This window comes from Bacillota bacterium (assembly GCA_030705925.1).
In the GTDB taxonomy this organism is placed as follows: Bacteria; Bacillota; Clostridia; order Oscillospirales; family Feifaniaceae; genus JAUZPM01.
The window spans coordinates 1-11,426 of the sequence record JAUZPM010000068.1 but is presented as its reverse complement, the minus strand read 5'-3'; the positions used below and the strand labels follow the sequence as shown (position 1 = coordinate 11,426).

Here is an 11,426-nt window from a genome sequence, read left to right as displayed (position 1 = left end):
GCGCATTCATTCTGCTCTGGATTGGCTTAGCCCCGTTCAGTTTGAAATACAAAATTCTTAAATGCTTAACTTTGTGTCTAGTTTTTCTTGACCTTTCCAGAGGTCCTTTTTCTCAATGTCCGTTTTTACTGGTACAGTTCATAGATGCAGGGCTTTTATTTTTGATGAAAAAGTCCTTGACAATTCGTTTCTGGGAATGCGGCATTGAATATGATTTTAAAAGCAATATTCCGGGAACTGTGCAGGGAGTCTAAACGGTTGAAGTTTTCAGGAAAAGTTGACAATATTTCGGAGTCGGGCAGACGACAGCTGAGTTCTCGGGTGCTGAGCTTGCTAATGTACCACGATTATTTAATTTGCTATAACGTAAAGGGGCATGATTGACAAATCTTGCCCCTTTTGGTATATTTAGAACATATAAAGCCTACGACTGGCACTAATTAACAAAACTGATAAGACATGTGACCCAACCAATATTTATAACAAGCTCGACAGGAGATTTAAAATGAAACGATTCTTTTCGCTTATTTTTATTATACCAATAATGTTAATGCTGACGGAATTTCCTTCGAAAGGAATGGATACGGTAGACATCTTTCCGCTTTCGATACAGAGGCAAACGATATCTGCTTCAAAGTTTCCAGTTGTAATTGATAATAAAGGAAATGCGTACGTATGGGGACAGATACTTTATAAATTTTATTCTCTTCCCCAAAAAGTTTTGGAGGGTGTGGCATCTGTAGATTCTTCTAACAATCATGCCATTTTTCTCAAAGAGGACGGAACTGTCTGGGCAATGGGAGGAAACGCATTTGGCGCGTTAGGGAACGGAACAACTAAAGACAGTGATGTTCCTGTGCAGGTTTCAGTTCTTAAAGATATAGTAGGCATTAGTGATGGTTTCTTGGAGGGCCTAGCACTTGAGAAAGACGGCTCCGTCTGGCTTTGGGGAAACAATAATCTGACACCAGTTAAAATTAAAAGTTTAAAAAATGTCGTAAGTATTTATGCCACTGGGTTTATTGATGTATTTCTAAAATCAGATGGCACTGTTTGGTATTTGACTGACGAGGATGCCTCATTAAATCCCAAACAACTTGATGGGTTAAAAGACATAATGGCAGTATCATCGGGATATTATATCAGAGGATATGGAAATAGGGATATTGCAGCAATAAAAAACGACGGTACTGTATGGGTATGGGATCATACTAATACAGGTGATTCTCTATCACAGCTTGGGGAAATTAATGATGTTATCGATTCAACTAATGCCTCAAATCTTATGGTGAAACGAAATGGAGATGTATACTTGTACGGTCAATTCGGCTATATCCCCACAGAAGTATATATAACTGAAACTAAAGTGCCAACAAAAGTTAGCGGAGTCAGTGATGTGATTAAAGCTGATTCAATGGATTCTTGTATAGCAATGTTTGAAAAAAAGACGGGTCAGTATGGACATGGGGCGATCAGTTCACGAATGCAAATGAGAATACTGAATTCAGGTACAACCCAATTCAGCTCGTAGATTCGAGCGGAACGGGAACTTTTACTGCTATGATGCCGACGACAAAATATGTGCTTGACAGACCGGCGGGGTGGGCGAAGTGTGAGGTGAGCGAGGCGGATAAGCTATCGCTTATGCCGGAGGGATTCGATCAGTGGTATAACTACAGCATAACCCGTGAAGAATTCTGCACGCTGGCTGTCAATATGATTGAGAAGAAGACAGGAAAAGCGATTGATAAAGTGCTTATAGATAGGAGCCTGACCGTTAATGAATATCTCTTTAATGATACGAGCGATAGCAAAATCATTGCCGTCGCGGCGCTTGGTATTGTAAACGGTAAGGGCGACAAACTTTTCGATTCATCGGGGCATATCACCCGGCAGGAGGCGGCAGCGATGCTGTATCGTACAGCAAAAGTATTGGGCTATTCCGAGCCGCAGAGGGATGCAATCAGCTTTACTGACAGTGCATCTTTCAGCGATTGGGGCAAGGACGCAATCAGCTATGTTTCGTCTGCGGCAGATAAAACAAACAATCTTAAGGTCATGAACGGCATGGGTGGCGGCAGGTTTGAGCCAGATTCGCCCTACACCCGTGAGCAGGCAATCATAACGATCAAGCGATTATTTAACGTTCAATAACACTTATTTGAATATTGATCGGCAGAGCTAAAACCATACACATATATTTTTAAGTTCGGAGGTTTTTATGAAAGGACTATTACATTTTATAGTAACCCATATATTAGTCGCTATATGTTATTTGATATTATGTATTTTGCCGCTATTTTTTCACGAATTTTATTATCCTCTAATAGTTATATTTACCTGGATTCTTGGGCCTATTTTAACTGTAATCTTGATAGCTAAATTGCTAAATTTTATTAAGTTTAATAGATCATACATTCTTATTGCAATATCATTTTTACTAAATTTTACTTACATACTGATTTATACTTGGTTTGAAAATCAAAAACCACGTATTCCAGGAGATTTTATTGACGTCAGAGGGGTTTATTTACTGATTTTTGGCTATGGGCAAATATCCGGAGTTGTATTTTGTATTTTATGTGCGCTCTATTTCTACGTAAAAAAGAAAAAGAAAAATCATGAGATTTTAAAAACCAATAATAATGGATGACGCAGATTTTCAAAGACTTTTTATCGATTTGCCAGTATAATAGTTGACGGGTTCGCGATGCATAAGAAATATTAAAGTGATTGCAGTTACAAAATGGGCAGGAGGCGTACATTACGGTCGAATGTTTATTTAATATACTATGACTGCGCAGACTAATATATACAATTCGTTTCCTGCCTGGGTATTAATATCCAGAAATATTATGCAGTGATGGGGGGCACTTTGTGAAAAAGTTAAGGTATATTAATTTATTTTTAATGCTAATTGCTAGTTTTAAAATATTGGCTCTTTCACAAGTGGGACCCAACTGGGAAATCCCACCAAGCGCGCTTTTACTTAGTAGGCGATTAAGGTTCATAGTCACAATCCTGTTTATTATAGAGGTGTTTTTATTTATTTATAAATTCACTTTTTATAAAAATCAAAGTTTGACTTTTAAATCAATATATATTTTATTGATATTGGTTATTATATTAATTAACGCTTTTTGTTTGACCGATTACTCTTTAAATGTTCGTAATTTATGCCCAAAATTATCTTTAATTATTTTTCATTCATTCTATTTTGATTTATTTCTATCAATCTTGTGTTGCGGATTCTTAACAATAAAACATTAGTGAATAGGGAGAGAATGAATAAACAACTATTTGTCAATATATACATATTTTATTCTTAATTCCCTTATATTTCTTGTAAAAAACAAATAAAAATTTAACATTCTAATTAAACATATATGTATATATTTCGATAATTATATTGTACATAAAAATTTCTGTATTTGGGAAAGCGCTAAAACTGCAGCATTGCATTTGAGGTGATAACATAAAGAATGACTGAAAATTAAATGTTAAAAGACAGAAGGTATAGGTATATGCTGGCTGTCTTTTCTTAACATGTGTTTAAAATTCTATATATATAAATAACAACAGAACCTATAATGTCGGAATTTTAAACATACTTTAAAAACATTAAATTTTTGAAAGGGAGTCGGACAATGAAAAGAGTGCAAAAATTTTTTAGACTGAAAGGAATCGCGTTGAAACTGTTTATCCCGGTAACGCTGATGGTGTTGCTTTTGTGTTTTGCGTTTACGTACATGGTAGACAAAGACATGAATAACGTTGTACTTATCGATCAGGAAAACAACTTAAAGGCTCAGTCTAATTTTGTTATGACTTATCTTGATACTACATATCCCGGTGCATGGACGGCAGACGGGGATAAATTATATAAAGGCAGCAAGCTTATCAACGACGACACCGACATTGTCGATCTCGTCAGCAACAGAACAGGTTATTATTGCACGCTGTTTCTAAATGATGTCCGTGTATGTACAAGCGTAAAAGCAAACGGAAAACGTGCCACCGGTACAAAGGCGAGTGCTGCAGTCGTTCAGCAGGTTTTAAAGGGTGCACAGGATTATGCTGGCTTCGCAAACGTCGCGGGGGCAAAGACGCTTAGTTATTACATCCCGTTAAAAGACAGCACTGGCAAGATCATAGGCATGTTCTTTTTGGGAAATAATCAGAGCTCGATCGGGAAGGTTGTAAACGGCACAAGAAATAAATTTTATTCCGTCATGCTAATAGCATTTGTTTTGAGCATGTTTATATGCCTTACGATTTCTTTTTACCTATCAAATAAGATACGTGATGCACTTGAAATGATTGAAGAACTGTCAAAAGGCCATTTGGGCAAACGCCTCAAAGTTAAATCAAAAGATGAGATAGGAAAGATGTCGCTTGCTATGAATGAACTTGCTGACACGCTTCAGAATAAAGTTCTTGTCACTATGGACGGTATTTCTCAAGGCAATATGTCAAGTATAAATCAAAGTGAGGACGCTGAAGATCAGATAACTCCGGTGCTTAAGAGAACGTCTGACACTGTCCGCTCAATTGTTCAATACACCAATAGGATAATAGGCGCGGCAAATGACGGGGATCTTACGAAGAGGATTGACACATCTGTCTATGAGGGCAGCTGGAAACAGCTCACAAGTGACATCAATACGCTGATGGATAGCGTTGCAGAGCCGATAGAAGAAGTACGCAGGATCATGGCAAAAGTCATTGTCAACGACTACACAGACAGAGTAAATGGCGACTATAACGGCATCTTCAAAGACATGGCAGACGAAACAAACAATCTCTGCAAAAAGCTTTTAATGCTGCAAAATGTTGTAGACTGCATATCTAAAGGTGATACCAGTGATCTTAGTGATCTTAAAAATACAGGGAAGCTTTCTGAAAACGATAATATGACTCCTGCCATTATCAAGATGATGACTCAAATCCAAGATCTTATCAATGAGGTCGATAACCTTGCAAACGAAAGCGTCAACGGGAATGTCATAAATGCCCGTGGAAATGCAGAAAAATTTGAGGGCGGATACAGAAAGATCGTCGAAGGGTTCAATAATTCGCTTGAAGCTATTTCAAATCCGCTGACCGACTTTATGAGAATTCTCAGTGCAATGGCTGTAAACGACTATACCTTTGAAATAACGGAAGATTCAAAAGGCGATTACGCAACTGTATATTCTAAACTTACGAGCGTTAAGGACAGACTGGCGTCGATTGAGGAACTTGCGAGGGGAATTTCAAAAGGCGATATTAGCGAGCTTGAAAATTATAAGATTATGGGTAAAATCAGCAATAACGATATACTCACACCGTCACTTACGCAAATGATGGAGAGCATACAGTCGCTGATTGACGAAACCACGCTTATAGCAAATTCGGCTGCCAACGGAGATCTTAAAATAAGAGGCGATGTTACAAAATTCGATGGCGGTTATGCAGCAGTTATCAGTTCTGTTAACGACCTTCTTAGCGCAGTGGAAATGCCGATCAATGAAGTTACTGAAAACATGACAAAGCTTAGTCAGACAGGCAAACTTGACATTACACTGTCGCAGTCTTATAAAGGAAAGTTCAAGGATCTTTCAAACGCGTACAATTATACGTTTCAGAGTATAAAAAAGATAATCGGAAGTGTGACGAACGCTATTACCCAAATGTCAAAAGGCAATTTCAGCATCGACAAGATGCCCGATCTTCCCGGCGACTATCAGGCGCTGCCTATTGCTATCAATTTGATTATTGATTCGCTCAACGAGCTTCTCGGAAGAATATCAGAGACTTCTGAGCAGGTTGCCGCCGGCTCTACTCGGGTATTAGAGGGAAGCCAGATGCTTTCAGACGGCGCATCAGAACAAGCAAGCTCAGTTGAAGAACTTACGGCGTCTGTTACACAGATTTCGGCTCAGACAAGAAAAAATGCAGAAGACGCGGTCGAAGCAAATAGACTTGCTGATACTGTGAAACAGAGCGCATCGTCAGGAAACAGCAATATGAACGACATGCTCCAGTCAATGTCGGATATAGGCGAGGCATCGTCTAATATTTCAAAAATTATTAAGGTCATAGACGATATTGCGTTCCAGACAAATATTCTTGCTTTAAACGCGGCGGTCGAAGCAGCAAGAGCTGGACAGTATGGCAAAGGCTTTGCCGTCGTTGCCGGAGAAGTGAGAAGCCTTGCCGCTAAAAGCGCTGAAGCCGCAAAGGAGACAACTGACCTGATCGAAGGCACAGTTCGTAAGGTTAGTGTTGGCACCGAGATTGCAAACAAGACAGCAGATGCTCTTAGTAAAATCGTAACAGGGGTAGATAAAGTTTCAACATATGTAAATGATATATCAACTGCTTCAAACGAGCAGGCGCTAGGCATTGCGCAGATAGACCAGGGGCTTCAGCAGGTTTCTCAGGTTATCCAGACCATTTCTGAGACTTCTGAGGAAAGCGCCTCTGCAAGCGATATTTTAAACCAACAGGCTGATCTGCTTAAAAAACAGGTTTCAAAGTTCCAACTAAAAAGAGCAGTATAGTTTAGTAAAATAAAAAAAGCCGGACATCAGCACTGTCCGGCTTTTTTATTAAAGCAAGATTAAAGTTAGATTAAAAATAAGGACATCTCGTTGACAATAATAGAAAATCATAATATATTGAAAAAAAGGGTGACAGTAATATATTGAAAAAAAGGATGACAGCAAATGAGTTGGTATTTTAAAGCACTAGTTAACTATTATAATTTTAAAGGAAGGGCAAGCAGAAGAGAATTCTGGACGTTTTTTTTGACAAATGCTATAATTTTTGCGGCTTTTTTGTCTTTAGGAAAGATATTACATATCCATACTATGATTTTCTACGCTCATTTACTTCTTTTAGCAATAGCTTGTCCGTTAATCGCGGTTTCTTTTAGAAGGCTTCATGATATCGATAAGTCCAGTATCTTGGCATTAATCTTCTTTATACCCGTTATAGGAAAGATCTTTTTTTTCATTATGATGTGTATGCAGGGGACACCGGGTGCCAATCGATATGGCATGAACACACATGCAGATACAGCTGAAAATACCAATTACGGTTACACGTGTTAAAATACGTAGCGGGCTCAGTATAAAAATGAGTGATGTTAAGATATAGAATTTAATTAGTTTTATCTTGCGGCTGTCGGGAAATCGGCAGCTATTTTTGTGTTAAAATCTTTTTATCTTGAAAAAATTTCCACACAAAATAAAAGATGCTGACCATATATTGCAAATAATTGAAATTAGATTATTTATATAATAAAATTATTATAATAGCTTTCGCTATTCGGCTGATATTTCACATTCATATAAATGTTACTATTTTTTAATACTATTTAAAGATTTTACTGCTATAATATAGTCAAAATTCTGTTATCCGGTCAATAGGAGATGGCAAAATGATAAAACTTAAAACAAAAAGAAGGATTTTATCACTTTTTATTGTGCTGACGATTATACTTATCAACTGTCCCGTGTCCTTTGCCGCAAGCAGTGAGGCTGTACAGGCGGCAAATACGCTAAAAACGCTTGGTCTGTTCCAGGGGGCGGGGACGGATTTAAATGGCAATACGCTTTATGATCTTGACAGAGCCCCTACCAGACAAGAGGCAGTCACCATGCTCATACGTCTTTTAGGCAAAGAGAATGACGCCAAAGCCGGAAGCTGGAATTATCCTTTCACAGATGTCGACTCATGGGCGGCGCCGTATGTCGGTTATGCTTACGCTCATGGTCTTGCAAACGGAACGGGGGAGACCACTTTCAGCGGTTCCACAGCTGTAAGTGCCGCACAGTATCTGACTTTTGTTCTACGGGCGCTCGGATATAGTGATTCAAACGGTGATTTTTCGTGGAACTGCGCATGGAAGCTTTCGGACACGCTGGGACTTACTGACGGCAATTACAATGCGGCTACCACAAGTTTTCTGCGTGAAGACGTTGTTGTGATTTCATATAATGCCCTTCTTGAGAATATCAAAGGCAGTGAAAAAAGCCTTTTACAGTCGCTGACTGATACGGGTGCTGTCAAACAGACGGTTGCTTCAGGTTTGAATATAAGACATGTAAAACTAAGCCGTAGTGACACATCCTCTTCTGAAGAATCTTCCGGCGATTCATCGGCAACGGCGCCTGCTCCTACTACGGGTAAAGTGCTGACAGCAAAGCAGATATCCGAAATGGCGTCTCCGGCCGTATTTTATATTGAGGTATACGAGTCGCTTGACGATTTAAATTCAGATGCACCTATTGCGTCCGGAAGCGGATTTTTCATCAATGCCGATGGCGTCGCAGTCACTAATTACCATGTTATCGAGTCGACCAGCGCGGCGGTGATTACAACGACTGAAGGCGAGAAGTATCGTGTTACTAATATAATTGCTTACGATAAAGACAGGGATTACGCTGTAATTCGTGTTTCAAAAACGTCTCAAAGCGGCAAGCTTAAAGGCTCATTTCCTTACCTTACAATGCATGAATTGACATCTTTGAGCAATGGCGACGTGGTCTATACGATCGGAAGCCCGCAGGGACTACAGAATTCTATTTCGGATGGCATCGTCAGCAATAGCAAGAGGGCTTTGGACGACGGGCAGACTTACATACAGATAACGGCTCCCATATCAGAGGGAAGCAGCGGCGGCGCTCTGCTTAATGAATACGGAGAAGTGGTCGGCATAACCTGCGGAGGTTTCGTTTCCGGGCAAAACCTTAACCTTGCCGTCCCGATCGACTCTGTAATAGGTGTCGACACATCTTCAGCCGGAAATAAATATGAGGATGTTTTTGTAAACGAATTTAAAAAGTCACTACAGGAAAATCCGGATTTTGCAAATCGTATAGTAGATGAACCGAGTTCCAGTGATAAAGTCAGCATTTATTCAATCAACAGCGGCGACACTATATACGGCAGTTTCAGCACTTATGATAACATAGATGTATATAGTTTTTACACGCCTATTCCTGTTAATGTAAATGTTATCGCGGGCGGGCTGTCACAGCCAGGCGATCAGTGGCAGGATGACCTGGCATATTCAGCTTACGGGGTAAGCTGGGATACATATATACTAGATTCGTTCTACGTGGGCATCGACAAAGATCCTGCAACCACTTATATCGACGGCGTAGAGAAAACCGATAGTGCAGGGCACCCCTACCGTAATATTGACGGATATGTGTTACAGCCGGGCAGATATTATATCTGTACTTATCAGCAGATAAATGACGATTCTGCATGGGCAGGACGTAATTATTTTCTATATTTCACTATGACGCCACAGAATAAATAGTTGCCTAAGTTACCATAAGCAGTGCACAATAACCGGTACATTACTTATTATAATCAGCTTTTTGAGGTTTACATAATTAGCACATATATTTAACGATTGATGCTGCTTTCAGAGGCATCATGGCGTATATTTTAAATCGGGAATTTCAACAAAAAATTCCGTTAAATCCTTAAAATGATAAGAGATTACAAAAGTTACATTTATATTACCATACTGAGTTATACTGATATGGTAAAATACAACGTGATTTTATTTTGCTTTGACTAGATTGTATTTTTTTGGGGTGAATATCGTGAAAACATTAGGGGCAGACAGCATATATACAGAGGGTGCGCTTCTTGAAAGAGCTTGGCGCAATTTCGACAGGCTTGAAACGGATCTTTACGATACTAAAGGGGTATTCCAAACAGGCGCATATTCATGGCCGGGCGACTGGGAGGGCAGGGCGCTACTCGGGCTTGTGCTCCTTTCAAAGACAACTCGTAGGACGCCGCGCTTTCTTTATGAGATATTAAATAAATTGCCAGCGCATCTGAATGGCAATAACTATTTCGGAAAGATCATGGAAAAGGGCGAGGTCGACGAACAGCAGCTTGCCGGAAACAGCTGGTTTTTACGCAGCATGTGCGAATATTACGAGTGGACAGGCGACGCTTTTGCATATAAAGTTATAAAAGATATCGCTGAAAAGCTTATAATCCCGACAAAAGATTTTTATCATATCTATCCGCTCAGCCCCGATCAGAGGAATAAAGACGGTCAGGCAATGGGCGAGCTTGTAAAAGATACAAGAAACGGATGGCACCTTTCGACAGACACCGGCTGTGCCTTCATAATGCTGGACGGGGCGACCCATGCGCTGAAGATACTTAAAGACCAAGCTCTCAAGGAAACGATAGAAGCTATGATAGAAAAGTTCCTCACAGCTGACGTCTACGCGCTTCAGTTTCAGACACATGCAACCCTGTCTGCTACAAGGGGACTTTTGAGATTTTACGAAGTCACAGGCGACAAGGATGTTTTGAAGAGCGCGCAGAAGATCTTCAGCATCTATACTGATAACGCAATGACTGAGAATTTTGCTAATTACAACTGGTTCCAGCGCCCGGAATGGACAGAACCATGCGCTCATATAGATTCCTATATCGCGGCGATGGAGCTGTTCCGTTTTACAAGCGAAACCTCATACCTTGAAATTGCCCAAAAGATATATTTTAACGCGCTTGGTTTTGGGCAAAGAAATAACGGCGGTTTCGGTGTCGATTCATGCAGCGGCATAAAGAACGAATTTTTAAAGCCTAAAAATGAAAAACTGTATGAGGCATACTGGTGCTGCACGATGCGCGGGGGCGAGGGGTTATCACGAGCTATCGGGTATCAGTATCTTTGTGACGACGACGGCACGCTTTTAGTTACAGGATATAATTCAAACACGGTTACGTTCGAGACAGGCGGCGGATCGGTCACTTTGCATCAAAGCAGCAGATACCCTGAGGAGGGGTATGTCCTCTTCGAGGTCTTAAACTCGACTGCCCAATCTGCGCAGATGAAACTATTTATCCCGTCTTTTGTTGAAAGGGATAAACTTTCACTTAAGATTTCCGGCAAACCGGTAGAAACAAAATTAAACGGCAGTTTTATGATGGTAGAATTCGATCCGTCAACTGATAAAGTTATAGAGCTGTCTTTTGAGATCCCACTATTGACGGTCAAGACCTCAAAAAACCATATCAGTGCGAATAAGTATATGCACGGATTCGTGCTGCTCGGCGCTTTTGGGCAGTCGGTAGGACTAGGGACACTTGACAGCCTAAAATCGGCCGGTCATGCCATGTACAAGAATGATGAAGGGCTGACGCTGAAACCTGTTTACGAGGCATTTCGCCTTTCAAAAGAAGAACTTTTGGAAACTAAGATACAAATACTGTTTTAAACTAAGAAAACCGGAGATAAACTCCGGTTTTTTGCCGTTTTTGAGTAAACTTGGTCATCAACATACATCAAAGGGGTCCTTGAAATGGAGCGATTAAGAGGCTGGTGCGAATTAACGGTCACCGGCGATAAGCTTGATTTTGAAGATATAAAATCTAATATTCTTTTAAAGCCCGAT

The 11,426-nt window shown here is 40.1% G+C and carries 8 protein-coding genes; all 8 read left to right on the top strand.

What is annotated here, in order from left to right; translation table 11 throughout:
- Positions 1-254, top strand: a 254-nt coding sequence (locus Q8865_09605; protein MDP4153675.1) for a hypothetical protein, incomplete at its 5' end; no start/stop codon positions are given.
- Positions 255-505: 251 nt separating this feature from the next.
- Positions 506-1,531: a hypothetical protein gene (locus Q8865_09600; GenBank protein ID MDP4153674.1), complete on the top strand. Its 1,026-nt coding sequence runs from the start codon at positions 506-508 to the stop codon at positions 1,529-1,531.
- Positions 1,532-1,563: 32 nt separating this feature from the next.
- Entirely contained in the window at positions 1,564-2,154 is a 591-nt protein-coding gene (locus Q8865_09595; protein ID MDP4153673.1) for an S-layer homology domain-containing protein, read from the top strand.
- Between the two features lie 67 nt (positions 2,155-2,221).
- Complete coding sequence (locus tag Q8865_09590; GenBank protein MDP4153672.1) at positions 2,222-2,653, top strand: hypothetical protein; 432 nt, start codon at positions 2,222-2,224, stop codon at positions 2,651-2,653.
- Between the two features lie 994 nt (positions 2,654-3,647).
- Positions 3,648-6,545: a methyl-accepting chemotaxis protein gene (locus tag Q8865_09585; protein ID MDP4153671.1), complete on the top strand. Its 2,898-nt coding sequence runs from the start codon at positions 3,648-3,650 to the stop codon at positions 6,543-6,545.
- A gap of 165 nt (positions 6,546-6,710) precedes the next feature.
- Complete coding sequence (locus Q8865_09580; GenBank protein ID MDP4153670.1) at positions 6,711-7,097, top strand: DUF805 domain-containing protein; 387 nt, start codon at positions 6,711-6,713, stop codon at positions 7,095-7,097.
- A gap of 329 nt (positions 7,098-7,426) precedes the next feature.
- Entirely contained in the window at positions 7,427-9,316 is a 1,890-nt protein-coding gene (locus tag Q8865_09575) for a trypsin-like peptidase domain-containing protein (protein MDP4153669.1), read from the top strand.
- A gap of 292 nt (positions 9,317-9,608) precedes the next feature.
- Complete coding sequence (locus tag Q8865_09570) at positions 9,609-11,249, top strand: glycoside hydrolase family 127 protein (protein ID MDP4153668.1); 1,641 nt, start codon at positions 9,609-9,611, stop codon at positions 11,247-11,249.
- The last annotated feature ends 177 nt before the right edge of the window (positions 11,250-11,426 follow it).

Bases quoted from the DNA above. Each gene is read 5' to 3' on its own strand.
- Q8865_09585 (MDP4153671.1), top strand. From the start codon at position 3,648: ATGAAAAGAGTGCAAAAATTTTTTAGACTGAAAGGAATCGCGTTGAAA.
- Q8865_09580 (MDP4153670.1), top strand. From the start codon at position 6,711: ATGAGTTGGTATTTTAAAGCACTAGTTAACTATTATAATTTTAAAGGA.
- Q8865_09590 (MDP4153672.1), top strand. From the start codon at position 2,222: ATGAAAGGACTATTACATTTTATAGTAACCCATATATTAGTCGCTATA.
- Q8865_09595 (MDP4153673.1), top strand. From the start codon at position 1,564: ATGCCGACGACAAAATATGTGCTTGACAGACCGGCGGGGTGGGCGAAG.
- Q8865_09600 (MDP4153674.1), top strand. From the start codon at position 506: ATGAAACGATTCTTTTCGCTTATTTTTATTATACCAATAATGTTAATG.
- Q8865_09575 (MDP4153669.1), top strand. From the start codon at position 7,427: ATGATAAAACTTAAAACAAAAAGAAGGATTTTATCACTTTTTATTGTG.